General features: G+C 36.8%; 15 protein-coding genes. 8 read left to right on the top strand and 7 right to left on the bottom strand.

Annotated elements, in window-relative coordinates; translation table 11 throughout:
* The first annotated feature begins 137 nt into the window (after positions 1-137).
* The 4 genes from K319_RS0109780 to metF all read left to right on the top strand — a co-directional run bounded on the left by K319_RS0109780 (position 138) and on the right by metF (position 6394).
* Positions 138-1304 carry an O-succinylhomoserine sulfhydrylase gene (locus K319_RS0109780; RefSeq protein WP_027383504.1) on the top strand — a complete coding sequence of 389 codons (1167 nt, stop codon included), beginning with the start codon at positions 138-140 and terminating at the stop codon, positions 1302-1304.
* A gap of 258 nt (positions 1305-1562) precedes the next feature.
* The gene (locus K319_RS0109770) at positions 1563-2573 is read left to right on the top strand and encodes a homocysteine S-methyltransferase family protein (protein ID WP_027383502.1); all 1011 of its coding nucleotides are present in this window, start codon (positions 1563-1565) and stop codon (positions 2571-2573) included.
* 99 nt (positions 2574-2672) lie between these two features.
* Positions 2673-5357, top strand: a complete 2685-nt coding sequence (gene metH, locus K319_RS0109765; RefSeq protein WP_027383501.1) for a methionine synthase — start codon at positions 2673-2675, stop codon at positions 5355-5357.
* An 80-nt stretch (positions 5358-5437) separates the two neighbouring features.
* Positions 5438-6394 carry a methylenetetrahydrofolate reductase [NAD(P)H] gene (metF, locus tag K319_RS0109760; protein ID WP_027383500.1) on the top strand — a complete coding sequence of 319 codons (957 nt, stop codon included), beginning with the start codon at positions 5438-5440 and terminating at the stop codon, positions 6392-6394.
* A gap of 36 nt (positions 6395-6430) precedes the next feature.
* Here metF and K319_RS0109755 read toward each other — a convergent pair whose 3' ends face one another.
* The gene (locus K319_RS0109755; RefSeq protein ID WP_027383499.1) at positions 6431-7102 is read right to left on the bottom strand and encodes a hypothetical protein; all 672 of its coding nucleotides are present in this window, start codon (positions 7100-7102) and stop codon (positions 6431-6433) included.
* An 89-nt stretch (positions 7103-7191) separates the two neighbouring features.
* Between K319_RS0109755 and hutI the strand changes: the two genes are divergently transcribed.
* Together hutI and K319_RS0109745 are read left to right on the top strand one after the other, a co-directional pair.
* Positions 7192-8418, top strand: coding sequence for an imidazolonepropionase (gene hutI, locus K319_RS0109750; protein ID WP_027383498.1), 1227 nt, complete (start codon positions 7192-7194; stop codon positions 8416-8418).
* Positions 8418-9044, top strand: a complete 627-nt coding sequence (locus K319_RS0109745) for an HAD family hydrolase (protein ID WP_027383497.1) — start codon at positions 8418-8420, stop codon at positions 9042-9044. The genes hutI and K319_RS0109745 overlap by 1 nt, the downstream gene beginning before the upstream one ends.
* A gap of 54 nt (positions 9045-9098) precedes the next feature.
* Here the strand turns inward: K319_RS0109745 and K319_RS0109740 are convergent, their stop codons facing one another.
* Entirely contained in the window at positions 9099-9665 is a 567-nt protein-coding gene (locus K319_RS0109740; RefSeq protein ID WP_027383496.1) for a DUF2911 domain-containing protein, read from the bottom strand.
* A 74-nt stretch (positions 9666-9739) separates the two neighbouring features.
* Positions 9740-10897, bottom strand: coding sequence for a methionine aminotransferase (locus tag K319_RS0109735; protein WP_027383495.1), 1158 nt, complete (start codon positions 10895-10897; stop codon positions 9740-9742).
* A gap of 261 nt (positions 10898-11158) precedes the next feature.
* Here K319_RS0109735 and miaA point away from each other — a divergent pair, with 261 nt between their 5' ends.
* Entirely contained in the window at positions 11159-12061 is a 903-nt protein-coding gene (gene miaA / locus K319_RS0109730) for a tRNA (adenosine(37)-N6)-dimethylallyltransferase MiaA (protein WP_027383494.1), read from the top strand.
* Positions 12062-12132: 71 nt separating this feature from the next.
* Positions 12133-12690 carry a thioredoxin family protein gene (locus K319_RS0109725; RefSeq protein WP_027383493.1) on the top strand — a complete coding sequence of 186 codons (558 nt, stop codon included), beginning with the start codon at positions 12133-12135 and terminating at the stop codon, positions 12688-12690.
* A 36-nt stretch (positions 12691-12726) separates the two neighbouring features.
* On the opposite strand, the gene K319_RS0109720 is transcribed toward K319_RS0109725, so the two are convergent.
* The 4 genes from K319_RS0109720 to K319_RS0109705 are packed head-to-tail and all read right to left on the bottom strand — an operon-like array spanning position 12727 to position 15421.
* Positions 12727-13242 (bottom strand): NUDIX hydrolase, encoded by a 516-nt coding sequence (locus K319_RS0109720; protein WP_027383492.1) that lies wholly within the window; start codon positions 13240-13242, stop codon positions 12727-12729.
* Between the two features lie 18 nt (positions 13243-13260).
* Positions 13261-14172 (bottom strand): site-specific tyrosine recombinase XerD, encoded by a 912-nt coding sequence (gene xerD, locus K319_RS0109715; RefSeq protein WP_027383491.1) that lies wholly within the window; start codon positions 14170-14172, stop codon positions 13261-13263.
* Between the two features lie 40 nt (positions 14173-14212).
* Entirely contained in the window at positions 14213-14644 is a 432-nt protein-coding gene (locus tag K319_RS0109710; protein WP_027383490.1) for a deoxycytidylate deaminase, read from the bottom strand.
* A gap of 9 nt (positions 14645-14653) precedes the next feature.
* Entirely contained in the window at positions 14654-15421 is a 768-nt protein-coding gene (locus tag K319_RS0109705; protein ID WP_027383489.1) for an enoyl-CoA hydratase-related protein, read from the bottom strand.
* Between the last annotated feature and the right edge of the window lie 69 nt (positions 15422-15490).

Below are 15490 nucleotides of genomic sequence, written 5' to 3'. Positions count from 1 at the left end.
TTCAGAAAGAACTCCAAGAGTTCAATATGAATAGCCGCCGGTAAAACTGGTGGAGACAAAATCAAAAACCAATCAACGAACCCGAAGGGTTCAACAAAAGTAGCCGTAGGTGAAACCTATGGAAAATAGCAGACAAAATGGAAAACCAAAATTTTGAAACACAAGCCATAAGGACTCAAACCGAAAGAACTCAGTTTGACGAACATTCCACGCCGTTATATCTCACGTCAAGCTTCGTATTTGAAGATGCGGAAGATATGCGTGCAAGTTTTGCAGAAGAAAAAGACAAGAATCTTTACAGCCGTTTCAGCAATCCCAACGTTACCGAATTTGTAGATAAGATTGTAAAAATGGAAGGTGCGGAATCCGGTTACGCTTTTGCAACAGGAATGGCGGCGATTTATTCAATATTTGCAGCGTTGCTTGATGCGGGCGACCATATTGTGAGTTGTCAGTCGATATTTGGTTCTACTCACACATTATTCACAAAATATTTTCCAAAATGGAATATTGAAACATCTTATTTCAAAGCAGAAGATGCGGAAAGCGTAGAACAATATATCCAACCGAATACAAAAATCTTGTACCTGGAAACACCGACAAACCCGGCAATCGAAGTGTTGGATTTGGAGTTTTTCGGACAGATTGCAAAAAAACATAACCTGATTTTCATCGTTGACAATTGTTTTGCAACACCTTACTTGCAGCAACCGATTAAATACGGGGCAGATTTGGTCGTTCATTCAGCAACGAAATTGATTGATGGTCAAGGGCGGGTTCTAGGCGGTGTTGCGGTTGGAAAAGCAGATTTGATTCGTGAGATTTATCTGTTTGCGAGAAATACAGGTCCGGCAATGTCGCCATTCAATGCCTGGGTTTTGAGCAAAAGTTTAGAAACTTTGGCGATTCGGGTAGAAAAACATTGCGAAAACGCACTGAAAGTGGCTGAGTTTCTGGAAAATCATCCCAATGTAGAATTGGTAAAATATCCGTTCCTGAAATCTCATCCAAGCTACGAAATTGCCAAAAAACAAATGAAATTAGGCGGAAACATCGTGGCTTTCGAAATCAAAGGTGGAATCGAAGGCGGACGAAATTTCCTCAATAGAATTAAGATGTGTTCCCTTTCCGCCAACTTGGGAGACACAAGGACGATTGTTACACATCCGGCTTCCACAACGCATTCCAAACTTTCCGATGAAGAGAGAAACGAAGTTGGAATTACTGCCGGATTGGTACGTTGCTCTGTTGGACTGGAGAATATTGATGATATTATCAACGATTTGAAACAGGCTTTAGACTAATAGAATTTATGGAATTTGGAGCAACAAGATTTTTGCTTCGAAACAAGATTCCAACCCGCTGTCCGCTATATCTTTTTTGTTTTTACAACATTTGTCATTCTGAGCTTGTCGAAGAATCCAAAAACAAAAAAGGATGCCGCTACCATCGGGGCTATGTTGAGGTTTTGTCTTCCAATCAACGATGGAAAGAATCCGAAGGATTCAATTTGAATAGCCGTCGGTAAAACGGATGGAACATTAGAAAAAAATAAGTGAATTATGAACAATTCAGAACAATTATATAAAGCATTGAATGATAGAATCCTGATTCTCGACGGAGCAATGGGAACGATGATCCAACGCTACAATTTCACCGAGGAAGATTACCGCGGAGAGCGATTTAAAGACTGGGAATCTCCGCTCAAAGGAAACAACGATTTGTTGTCTTTGACTCAACCTAAAGCTATTGAAGAGATTCACAGAAAATACCTTTTGGCAGGCGCAGATATCATCGAGACCAATACATTTTCCGGGACAACCATTGCAATGGCGGATTATCATATGGAAGATCTGGTTTACGAACTTAACTATGAATCTGCCAAAATTGCTAAAAAAGTTTGTGACGAATTTACTTCTCAGAATCCCGACAAACCAAGATTTGTTGCAGGTTCAATCGGACCAACCAACAGAACCGCAAGTTTAAGTCCTGATGTAAATGACCCGGGTTACAGAGCGATCACTTTTGATGAGCTCAGAATTGCCTACAAACAACAGGCAGAAGCTTTGCTTGATGGAGGTTCAGACATCCTTTTGGTTGAAACAATCTTTGATACCTTGAATGCAAAAGCGGCACTTTTTGCCATTGATGAAATAAGAGAAGAACGTAATATCACTATTCCAATTATGGTTTCAGGAACGATTACCGATGCTTCCGGAAGAACTTTGAGCGGACAAACAGCGGATGCATTTTTGATTTCCGTTTCTCATATGGATTTGATAAGTGTTGGTTTCAACTGTGCTTTAGGAGCAAAACAATTGACGCCTTACCTGGAAATTCTTGCCAATCACACAGATTTCGGAATTTCTGCTTATCCAAATGCCGGCTTACCGAATGCTTTCGGTCAGTACGATGAAACTGCCGAGCAAATGGCTGAACAAATCAAAGAGTATGTGGATAAGGGATTGATCAATATTATTGGTGGTTGCTGCGGAACAACACCAGACCATATCAAAGCGATTACAGATTTGGTACAAGCTTACCAGCCGAGGAAACTTAATATAACAGTATAACAATGTATCTATTTACCAATTATCAAACAGAGTGTCATTCTGAACGAAGTGAAGAATCTCATTGTTACATTGGTAAACTTTTACATTGGTAAATTAATTATGGAAACAGATTGTAAAAAAAAGTATCTGAAATTATCAGGCCTTGAGCCTTTAATTATAACTCCCGAATCCAACTTTATCAATGTTGGGGAAAGAACCAATGTTGCCGGTTCCAAAAAATTTCTTCGTTTGATTAAGGAAGAAAAATATTCTGAAGCACTCGATATTGCAAGAAATCAGGTTGAGGGCGGTGCTCAGATTCTGGACGTCAATATGGATGATGGACTTTTGGACGGAAAATATGCAATGGTCAAATTCCTTAACCTTGTTGCTTCCGAACCGGATATTGCCAGAATCCCGATTATGATAGATTCATCAAAATGGGAAATTCTGGAAGCAGGATTGCAGGTCGTTCAGGGAAAACCTGTCGTTAATTCCATCAGTTTGAAAGGTGGTGAAGAAGAATTCATCAAACAGGCGAAAGCTATAAAAAGATATGGTGCGGCCGCCATAATTATGGCATTTGATGAGATTGGACAAGCTGATAATTACGAAAGAAGAATCGAAATTTCCAAACGGTCTTATGATATTTTGGTTAACCAAGTTGGTTTTCCTTCCGAAGATATTATTTTCGACCTTAATATTTTCCCTGTTGCCACAGGAATGGACGAACACCGCAGAAATGCCATTGACTTTATCGAAGCAACACGCTGGGTTCGAACCAATCTTCCAAATGCTTCCGTGAGTGGAGGCGTTTCCAACGTTTCGTTTTCGTTCCGCGGAAATGATTCTGTGCGAGAAGCGATGCATTCGGTTTTCCTTTACCACGCCATAAAAGCCGGAATGAATATGGGAATCGTAAATCCTACAATGTTGGAAGTTTACGATGAAATCCCAAAAGACTTGCTGGAATTGGTAGAAGATGTAATGCTCGACAGAAAAGACGATGCAACAGAAAAACTTCTCGATTATTCCGAAAGGGTCAAATCCACAAAAAAAGAAAAAGCGGAAGATTTGGCTTGGCGGGAAATGCCTTTGCAAGAAAGGATTACGCATTCCTTAGTAAAAGGGATCGACCGTTTTATAGAAGAAGATACCGAAGAAGCAAGGGGAATTTCAAAACGTCCGCTTGATGTTATCGAAATCAATCTGATGACGGGAATGGGCGTTGTCGGCGATCTTTTTGGAAGCGGGAAAATGTTCCTGCCTCAGGTTGTGAAATCGGCGAGAGTAATGAAAAAAGCCGTAGCATATCTTCAGCCTTTCATTGAAGCACAAAAAGACCAGACTCAAAAATCCAATGGTAAAATACTGATGGCGACTGTAAAAGGCGATGTTCACGATATCGGGAAAAATATTGTAAGCGTGGTTTTGGGTTGTAATAATTATGAGATTGTGGATTTGGGTGTAATGGTTCCGGCAGAAAAAATTATCCAGACGGCGATTGATGAGAAAGTAGATGTGATCGGATTGAGTGGGTTGATTACGCCAAGTCTGGATGAGATGGTTCATATTGCTGATGAATTAGAACGTAAAAACCTTAATTTCCCTTTATTGATTGGAGGTGCAACTACTTCTAAAGCTCACACAGCTGTAAAAATTTCGCCTAAATATTCGAACACAGTTGTCCACGTGAATGATGCTTCCAGGGCTGTTGGTGTTGTAAGTGCACTTTTGAATCAGGATAAATCCAATGCCTATGCTTTAGAAATTAGAAAGGATTATGATGAATTCCGTGAAAAATTCCTGAATCGCCAGGTTGATAAAGAATATGTTCCGATTGCAGAAGCGCGTGAGAAAAAATTCAAAATCGACTGGGAAAATGAAACTATATCAACACCAAAAAAATTAGGAATTACCATCATCGAAGACCAAAATCTGGATGAATTGGTGGAGTTTATAGACTGGTCGCCGTTTTTCAGAAGCTGGCAATTATTTGGGAAATTTCCTGAGATTCTGGCTGATAATGTGGTAGGCGAGCAAGCCACGATTTTGTACAATGAAGCGCAGACAATGCTCAAAAAAATTCTGGAAGAAAAGAGTTTCAAAGCCAAAGGGATTTTCGGGATTTTCCCTGCCAATGCTAGTGAACAGGATGATATTTTGGTTTATAATAACAATCGGAACGTGATTTCGACTTTTAGAACTCTGCGCCAGCAACATAAAAAATCTGAAGGAAAAGAATATTTTGCCTTAAGTGATTTTATTGCACCGGAGAATTCCGGGAAACAGGATTACATCGGAACGTTCTGCGTTTGTACAGGTTTCGGAGCCGATGAGTTGGCAAAAGAGTACGAAGAACAAAACGACGATTACAATGCGATAATGGTAAAAGCTTTGGCAGACCGTTTCGCAGAAGCTTTCGCCGAATATCTGCATAAAAAAGTAAGAACCGAATATTGGGGTTATTCTGAAAATGAATCGTTGGATAACGACGAATTAATCAAAGAAAAATATCTCGGAATTCGTCCGGCTCCGGGTTATCCGGCTTGTCCTGACCATTTGGAAAAGCTGACCATTTGGGATTTATTGAATGTTGAAGAAAATATCGGCGTTACGTTGACCGAAAGTCTTGCAATGTGGCCGACAGCAGCAGTTTCCGGATATTATTTTGGAAATCCAAATTCTAAATATTTTGGAGTAGGAAAAATTGATGAGGACCAACTGAAAGATTATGCTGAAAGAAAAGATGTTGAATTAGATTATGCCAGAAAATGGCTCGCTCCGAATTTAGTTGATGGTTGATAGTTGTCGGTTTATGGTAATTTACCATCGACTTAAAATCCAACAACTAAAAACTAACAACAAACAACTAAAAATTTAAAATGAAAATTACTGACCATATAAAAAACGCCAACGGCAAAACACTTTTTTCTTTTGAGATTGTTCCTCCCCAAAAAGGTGTTGGGATTGCTGATTTATATAAAAATATCGACCCGTTGATGGAGTTCAAACCACCTTTTATTGATGTAACCACTTCTCGGGAAGAATATATTTTTCTGGAAAGAGGAAACGGTTTGATGGAACGAAAAATCACAAGGATGCGTCCCGGAACATTGGGGATTTGCTCTGCGATTCAGAATAAATATAACGTAGATACGGTTCCACACGTTTTATGCGGAGGATTTACAAAAGAGGAAACCGAATATCTTTTGGTAGATTGTATGTATTTGGGAATCAATAATATTGTGGCTTTGCGAGGTGATGCGATGAAAGGTGAAAAATATTTTGAACCTTCTGTTGGAGGGCATAAATATGCTTCGGATCTGGTAAAACAAATTCACGATTTGGGAATCGGAGAATATCTTCACGGTAAGATAGAATCTGATACGGATAACAGTTTTTGTATTGGTGTTGCGGGTTATCCTGAAAAACATATCGAAGCACCGTCTATGAATTATGACCTCCAAATGTTGAAGAAAAAAGTAGAAGCCGGAGCAGATTATATTGTGACGCAAATGTTCTTCGACAACCAAAAATTCTTTGACTTTGTAAAACAGGCCAGAGAAATAGGAATTGATGTTCCAATTATTCCTGGAATCAAACCGATTGCTACAAAGATACACTTGCAAATGTTGCCCCAAGTTTTTAAAATCGATTTACCTGAAGCTTTGATCAATGAAGTGTTGAAATGTAAAACAAACAATGATGTACGAGAAGTCGGAATAGAATGGGCAATCAACCAATCTAAAGAACTTTTAGATTTTGGAATTCCGGTTCTGCATTTTTATTCGATGGGGAAAAGCGATAATATTCTGAAGATAGGAAGAGAAGTATTTTAAAATTAAAAAAAAGATGCAATCTGCATCTCTTTTTTATTATTTATTTAAGAAATTAGCCAATGCAATAAGGTCAAGTTCCTGATTGAATTTGATTTTCTTTGTTTTGATGAAATCTTTTACAGCATCCTTTTTATCACTAGGAAGCGCACTTAGTAAATCTTCACTTTTCTTAGTGAGTTTTATTATATTTTCATCTGTCTTTATGTAATAAACAGGTTTTTGATTTTCAAACTTTGCAGGAGTTCCAGGAATCAAAGTGTTAGGAGCTGGAACTTCTGGACTGAATTTTACAGCAATCTTCTTAAGAAGTTTATTTTTTCCTTCTGTTAGGACTAAGAAGTAACCAGCAAAACCTTCGTCATCATTAGCCAAAATAAATTTCTCATTAGTAGCTACAAAAACAAATTTTGAAAATGTATTTTCTTTGGGTATTGCATAAATGTCACTATCGTTCCGCACTTCAAAAGCATCCTTGTACATGTTATATCTTACAGGAAGTGTAGTTCCTGTATCTCCAATCCTTGCTTCCGAAAAACCATTTTTATAAAAAGGATTACCTTGTATATCAGAATATTTTAAAACAGATTTTCCACTATTGATCTCATCCATTGATTTAACGAAATGTGCATTTCTAGCTAAATCAATTTGTTGCGCTTGCAAAAATGTCCCACCAAGTAGTAGGCTTGCTGTAATGAATATTGTTTTCATCAATTATTTAAATTTATTGTAAAAATACAATTTATATTGATTGTATAAAAAACAAACTTTATTGTTAATTTTACATTTCAAGTTTTTTTATGAAATTATCAGGACCTTTCAAACAAATAATTACCCTCAACAACCTTCTATTAAAAGGAAAATTAGACAATGAATCTTTAGAAATCGTTTCCAATGGAGGAATTTTGACTGGAAATGGAAAAGTTATCGAAACAGGAGATTTCGATTTTCTAAAACAAAAATTTCCAGATTCTGAAATTGATCTGATCGAAGGCGAACAGATTGCACTTCCTGCTTTTGTAGATGCGCACACGCATATTTGTTTCGGAGGAGATCGTGCTAACGATTTTGCAATGCGAAATGCTGGAAAAACCTATCTCGAAATTGCAGAATCCGGCGGTGGGATCTGGAGTTCTGTGGAACATACAAGAAAGGCTTCGGAAGAAGATTTAGTTGAAGGGATTTTGGAAAGAGTCAATCAGCTTATTAAACAAGGTATTACAACGATTGAGATAAAAAGTGGTTATGGATTGAATGTTAAAGAGGAACTTAAAATGCTCCGAGCTGTTAAAAGAGCTCAGGGCCACACAAAAGCAACTCTTATTCCAACCTGTTTATCAGCTCATCTCAAACCAAAAGATTTCGAAGGTACTTCCGGGGAATATCTTAATTATATTTTGAAAGAAATTTTACCAAAAGTAAAAGAAGAAAACCTTGCCAATCGAGTTGATATTTTTATTGAAAAATCAGCTTTTCAACCGGAAGAAAGTAAAGCTTTTCTTGAAAAAGCAAAGAAATTAGGCTTTCAAATCACTGTTCATGCAGATCAGTTTACAGCCGGAAGTTCCAGAGTTGCTGTGGAAGTTGGCGCAAGGTCAGCAGACCATTTGGAAGCTACAATTGATGAAGATATTGAATTTCTGGCCAATTCTAATACGGTGGCAATTGCATTGCCGGGTGCCAGTCTAGGCTTGGGAGAACCATTCTCTCCTGCCAGGAAAATTCTTGATAAAGGTGGAATTCTTGCTATCGCAACAGACTGGAACCCAGGTTCGGCTCCAATGGGAAACCTCGTAACTCAAGCTTCCATTTTAGCAACTTATCAGAAATTGACGACGGCGGAAGTCCTTGCTGCCATTACTTTCCGGGCAGCTTTTGCTTTGGGGCTGGAGGATAGAGGGATTTTGGTACAAGGAAAAAAAGCGGATTTCATTACTTATGAAACGGATAATTTCCAAAATATCCTTTATCGGCAAGGGAGTCTTTTGCCGGCACATGTTTACATTAATGGAGAAAAGATTTTATAATGAGAGAAAGAGACAGCATTATTTTTGATCTGGACGGAACACTTTGGAACGCTTCGGAAACCGTTGTAAAAGCTTTTAATGATAGCATTCAGGAGATCGGATTTGATATCAATATTACATCTAAGGCCGTAAGAGACTTTTCAGGGATGAAAATGGATGACATTTTTGCTCAGCATTTTAGTTTTATTCCAAAAGATAAGTTGCAAAAGTTCGAAAAGATCTATGCAAAAAAAGAAAACGAATATCTTAAAAATTACGGTGGCGAATTATTCCCAAATGTAAAAGAAACATTAGAAAGATTAACTGAAAACTACCGACTTTTCATCGTCAGCAATTGTATGAAGGGTTATATCGAGAACTTCATCGGGTTTTTTAGTTTTAATGATTTGTTTGAAGATTTCGAATGTTTCGGAAACGATGGTTTACCAAAAGACAAGAATATCACGCTGATTGTGGAACGCAATAATTTACAAAATCCGGTCTATGTTGGCGATACAATTTGGGACAAAGAATCTTCTGAAAAGGCTGGCGTAGATTTTATTTATGCTACTTACGGTTTTGGGAAAATCGAAAATCCAAAAGTTCAGATCCAAAACTTTGAAGATTTACTTTCTATGAAATTATAAAAAACAAAAAACCTTATCAGTCTGATAAGGTTTTATTTATTAAGATCTTGTAGATTATTTAAATTCAATCGGAAATTTAACTTGAGAATTATCCCAACCAGCATACAGATCTGCTCCGGACTTTGTCTGTACAAATGTCACGGAAAAATATTCGATTGGAGAGCTTGTTTTCTCAACCGGAACATTGAATCTTACAACGTCTTTACTTTTGTCATAAGCATAGGCGCCCCATTTATCGATGTCAGAATTTAGAACAATTGTCCATTCTTTTTCAAATGGAATAGCGAAAATACTGTAAGTTCCTGCAGGAATTTCCTTTCCACCGATTACTACTGGCGTATAGAATTTGATTTCAGAATTTTCATTTGCCCCGAATCTCCAAATATCTCCGAATTTCACAAGGTTTCCGAAAACAACTCTGTTCTTTTTTTGCGGACGGGAGTAAACCACTTTCACTTTCGGACTATCCGATTTGGAAGAAGTTACCTGAATTGGATAATAAGCAGCATCCATTGGACTTACATCCACAGAAAAATAATTCAGTTTTGTCGGGTCCAATTTTGCTTGAGAAAATGCGCTAACCCCTACTAACAAAGAAGCGGCGATAATTAGGTTTTTCATATAATATTTATTATTTTTTTATTTCGGTTATATGCAATCGTCATTTATAAAGTTTTTATAGCGACAATTTCATGTTATATTTTAATTTTTAATAACTTTTCTATGGCATTCTCTAATGTTTCCTGTTCTTTTGCAAAACAAAAGCGAATCACTCTTTCATCAATTTTGTCTTTGTAAAATGCTGAAAACGGGATAGTTGCAACTTTGTGCTCTTTCGTCAACCAATAACAAAAATCTTTGTCTTGCTTATCAGAAATTGCGCCAAAATTGGCAGACAGAAAATATGTTCCCTCACAATCCAATAACTGGAAAGGCGTTTCCTTCAAAGCACTTTTAAGATAATCTCTTTTTATTTGGAAAAATGTTGAGATTGATTTGAAGTCATCAACATTTTGCAAATATTTAGAAATAGCAAATTGTGCCGGCGTGTTCACACAAAACACATTAAATTGATGAACTTTCCTGAACTCATTCATCAAATCCGAAGGCGCACAAACATAACCGATTTTCCAGCCTGTAATGTGCAACAATTTCCCAAAAGAGCCAACGATGAAGGTTCTTTCTTTTAGTTCCGGATATTTTGCCAATGTCAGATGCGGTTTTTCATCAAAAGTGATACTTTCATAAACTTCATCACTAAGAATAATGATATCCGTATTTTTTACAATCGAGATCAGTTGATCGATATCGTTTTGTTTCAGGATTTTCCCGGAAGGATTATTCGGATTGTTGATGATGATCATCTTGGTTTTTTCGGTAACCAGCTTTTTGACTTCGACCCAGTTAATTTCATAATCCGGATAAAGCATTTTGACATTTTTTACAATGCCGCCATTCAGGATAATTGCGGGTTCATAACAATCGTATGCCGGTTCAAAAATAATGACTTCATCACCTTTTTTTACAAATGCAGAAATAATAGTGAAAATCCCTTGAGTGGCTCCGGCTGTTACATTGATTTCAGAATCCGGATGATAATCCACGTGATATTGAAGATAGAATTTTCTGGAAATCTCTTCCCGGAGTTCTTTGATCCCAGACAAAGGCGCATACTGATTATAACCTTTTTTTGAAAATTCACCGAGGTATTGGATTAAATTTTCATCAGGTTGATAATCCGGAAATCCCTGAGAAAGATTGACTGCGTTTTCCTGCTGTGCCAATAAGCTCATTTCTGTGAAAATCGTTGTTTTCACATCAGGAAGTTTGGAGTTTGGTAATCTGAAAGCCATTCTGATTGTAAAAATAAGTAATTATTACTTTAAAAAATCAAAACCTTTTGAGAATATTTTAAACGCAATGAACACAAAGTTTCATTGTAATAATTGAAAATATTTTAAGTTTCGTAAGGGCACTTTGTTCAGCAATTATTTTCATTTTGTTAAGTTTTACGCCTTTGCGGACTTGAAAGCAGTTGGTTATTTATAAAAATCTTTGCGGACTTTGCGTTTAAATCAAAATAATGATTTCGTAAATTTGCAAAAATTAAGTTTTTGAAACGTCTTATCTCCATCGTTGGAACTACAGGAATCGGGAAAACCCGATTGGCAATCGATTTGGCTAATCATCTCGATACCGAAATTATCTCCTGCGACTCGCGCCAGTTTTATAAAGAAATGAGAATTGGAACAGCAATGCCAACCGATGCAGAATTAGCGGAAGCGAAACACCATTTTGTCGGGAATCTTAGTGTGGACGATTATTATTCGATTGGGCTGTTTGAAGAAGAAGCTTTGAAAAAATTGGATGATATTTTTGCAGAAAAAGATATGGCCATAATGGTTGGAGGAAGTGGAATGTACGAAAAAGCTGTTGTGGAAGGAATGAATGATTTGCCAGTAGCGAATGAGGAAAATCAAAAAAAATTGATTTCGATCTTTGAGAAAGAAGGCATTGAACCTCTACAAAAATTACTTGCAAAACTTGACCCGGAATATTATTCTATAGTTGATAAAGATAATTCCAGAAGGCTTTTAAGAGCAATTGACATCATTTGGCAAACAGGAAAAACGTACACCGAAAATCTTAGTACACCAAAAATAAAACGTGATTTTGAAACCATTAGAATCGGAATCGATGCGCCAAGAGAAATCATCTACGAAAGGATCAATCTGCGTGTTGATAAAATGATGGAAAACGGATTATTGGAAGAAGCAAAAGGTTTGATCGCTGATAGGGACAAAGTGGCTTTGCAAACCGTTGGCTATTCAGAATTGTTCCGGTATTTTGATGGAGAATGGAATTTGGATTTCGCTGTTTCAGAGATCAAGAAAAACTCCAGACGCTATGCTAAACGGCAAACGACCTGGAATCGGAAATTGGAAAATGTAAATTGGGTCAACTATGATAATTCTCTGCAAGAAGCATTATCTTTGTTATCAAATTTACCAAAGTGAAAATTTACCAATTTACCAATCGGATTTTTTAAAATGGTAAATTGATACACTGCTATATTAAATAAAATATTATGTCAAATACACCTTCGAATATGTTGGCTTTAGGAACAAAAGCTCCAGATTTTAAACTTCCTGATCCATCAAAAAATAACGAATTACAAAGTCTTGGATTTTTGAAAGGAAAAAAAGGAACTTTGGTTGTTTTTATGTGTAACCATTGTCCATTCGTTCTTCATATCATCGATAAATTAGAAGAATTGTATGAAGATTACAAATCTCAAGGAATTGAGTTTATCGGAATTAATTCTAATGATGTGGATCGGTACCCTGCAGATTCTCCGGAGATGATGGTGGAGTTTGTGGTTGAAAGAGGCATAAAATTCCCTTATCTGTACGACGAGTCTCAGGAAATTGCAAAAGCTTATGATGCGGCTTGTACTCCGGATTTTTACTTTTTCGATGAAAATCTAAATTTGATCTACCGTGGGCAAATGGACGATTCTAGACCAGGAAATCAGAAAGAAATCACGGGTGAAGATCTGATTATCGCTTTCGAAAATCTTTTGGCCGGAGTGGAGCAAGAAGATTTTCAGAGACCCAGTTTAGGTTGCAATATCAAATGGAAATAATAAAACAAAAACCGGAAATCAGTTTCCGGTTTTTTATTAAAGTTTATCAATGTAGGTTTTAAGAAATCGTTTCTGAGATTCAAAAGCGATCTTATCCAAGTCAAGTTCTGAAACTTTTATCCAAATGGTTTCAGAGATCTCGGATTCTTCCAATTTGATTTCAAATTTTTCTTCAACGTCATACAGGTAGAATAGGTCTAAAGTGTTGTAATCAATATTTTTATAAGGATAGATGTTCGGCTGGCTTCCCAGATATTTAAACTCTTCAGGATTAATTATTAATCCCAATTCCTCATTTAGCTCTCTTGAACAAGTTTCTTCAGAGCTTTCTTTTGGGTCGGTAAATCCACCGGGTAAATCCCATTTCCCTTTTCCAGGTTCTTGATTTCTTACTGTAAAAAATAATTCATCCCGATATTTTATGATCACCGCAACAGCTGCAGCAGTATTATGATACAAAACAAAATCACAATTGCTGCAACTAAATTTGGTAATATTATTCCACAATAATTTTTCCTGCCCACATTTGGGGCAGAATCTCAAGTTTTCCATTGGATAAATTTAAGAAAACTACGCGATGTTTCTGTTTCTTGGATGGAAATTTAAAATAACATCTCTCAACTCCTCAGTTTTCAGATGCGTGTAGATTTGAGTTGTTGTGATACTGCTATGTCCTAACATTTCCTGAATGAATCTCAAATCGGCTCCGTTCTGCAACAAATGGGTTGCAAAAGAGTGTCTGAAGGTGTGTGGCGAAATACTTTTGCTGATTCCAGCTTTTTGAGTCAATTCCTTAATGATGATGAAAACGATAACCCTAGACATATTGGTACCTCTAGTATTTAGAAATACAATATCCTCATGTTTTTTGTTGACTTTGATTTTGTTCCGGACGTTCTGTATATAGTGGTGCAGATATTCTGCCGTAGAGTGTGCAAGGGGAACAAGCCTGGTCTTTTCGCCTTTCCCTTCTACAATGATAAATCCTTCTTTGAAATTAATATTTGATATTTTCAAATCCACCAGTTCAGAAACGCGTAGACCACAACCGTACAGAACTTCCAGAATACATTGGTTTCTTTGTCCAATGTCTGTTTTTTTATCAATGCTGTTTATTATTCTGTCGATATCATCCATACTCAAGGTATCGGGAAGATATAGACCCAATTTTGGACCTTCTAGAAGAGAGGAAGGATTGTCATCTCTATACTCTTCTTCCAAAAGAAATTTGAAAAATGCCTTTATAGAAGAAATTCCTCTTGCCTGGGATCGTTCGCTGATTTTCTTTTTCGAAAGTTGGTAGATGAATTCCTGTAGGTTTTCGTAAGATATATTCTGTGGAGATACGTCTTCTAACTCTGTTGTTGCAAAGCTTTCCAGCTTTTTGATGTCTCTGATATAAGCGTCAAGTGTGTTGTCAGAGAAACTTTTCTCAAATTTTAGAAAATTTGAGAAGTCTGTAATTTTTTCGGACCAGTTCATAATTTGTGTTTTATTGTTTTTGTATTATGTTTTATTTATTTCATAAATGATATAATTCTTGTTCAGTGATATTTAAAATCTCGATTCCCGCATTCTTTAAAAATTCTAACCCGCTGTCATCAGAGTAGCCGGTCATATACACCACTTTCTCTATTCCGGATTGCAATATAAGCTTGCTGCACTCTTTACAAGGAGACATTGTTATATATAATGTTGCACCTTTAGAGGACTGTGTACTTCCAGCAATTTTTAAGATTGCATTAGCTTCTGCATGTAGAACAAACCAGTTTGTTTTTCCTTCTTCATCCTCACAATTGTTCTCAAATCCAGAAGGAGTTCCGTTGTAGCCGTCAGAAATGATCATTCGGTCTTTTACAATAAGAGCCCCTACTTTTTTTCTCTTACAATAAGATAGATTCGCCCATTCAGACGCCATCTTAAGATAAGCAATGTCGAACTTGTTATAATCCATTCTGCAAATTTAATTGAAAATAGGTTTTCTTTTTTCAATAAATGCAGAAACGCCCTCTTTAAAATCATCTTGTGCGAATAGCTCTCCGAAAGAATTTATCTCTTTTTCCATTCCTTTTTCTGAGTCGCTTGCATTCACCGCTTTTATTGCCTTTGCAATTCCCTGTGGCGAGTTTTTAACGATTTGCTCAGCCAATTCCTTCGTTTTAGGAAGCAATTCTCCGAGAGGGAAAACTTCATTCACCAAACCAATTGATTTGGCTTTTTCAGCAGTGATCATTTTTGCGGAGAAAATCATTTCATTGGCAATTCCTTTTCCTACTAATTTTGGTAATCTCTGCGTTCCTCCATATCCTGGAATTAATCCCAAGGTTACTTCCGGCAAACCAAGTTTTGCATTTTCAGATGCATATCTTATATGACAGGACATTGCCAATTCCAATCCTCCGCCCAAAGCAAAACCATTGATTGCCGCAATCACCGGCTTGCTGAGATTTTCTATTTTATTAAAGATCAAATGCCCTCTTTTTGATAGTTCGGTTGCCTGTTCCTTAGTTAGGGAAGGAAATTCTTTAATGTCTGCTCCGGCAACGAAAGACTTTTCTCCGCTCCCGGTTACAATGATACAATTAACAGTCTTCTCAGAATCCAGATGATCAAAAACATTTTCCAGATCGTTAAGAACCCCAGCATTCAAGGCATTTAAGCTTTCCGGCCTGTTGATCGTAACAATGGCGATTTTTCCGTCTATCGTTAATTTTATACTTTCGTAATTCATTTAAAATAGGAGATTATATTTTAATCTCTAAACTAATTCGAAAACTAAATTAGAAATTTCTGCAATATA

It is taken from the genome of Epilithonimonas caeni DSM 17710, from assembly GCF_000426465.1.
Taxonomy (GTDB): Bacteria; Bacteroidota; Bacteroidia; order Flavobacteriales; family Weeksellaceae; genus Epilithonimonas; species Epilithonimonas caeni.
The sequence above is the reverse complement of the archived record's forward strand: the minus strand, read 5'-3'. Positions and strand labels throughout refer to the sequence as shown.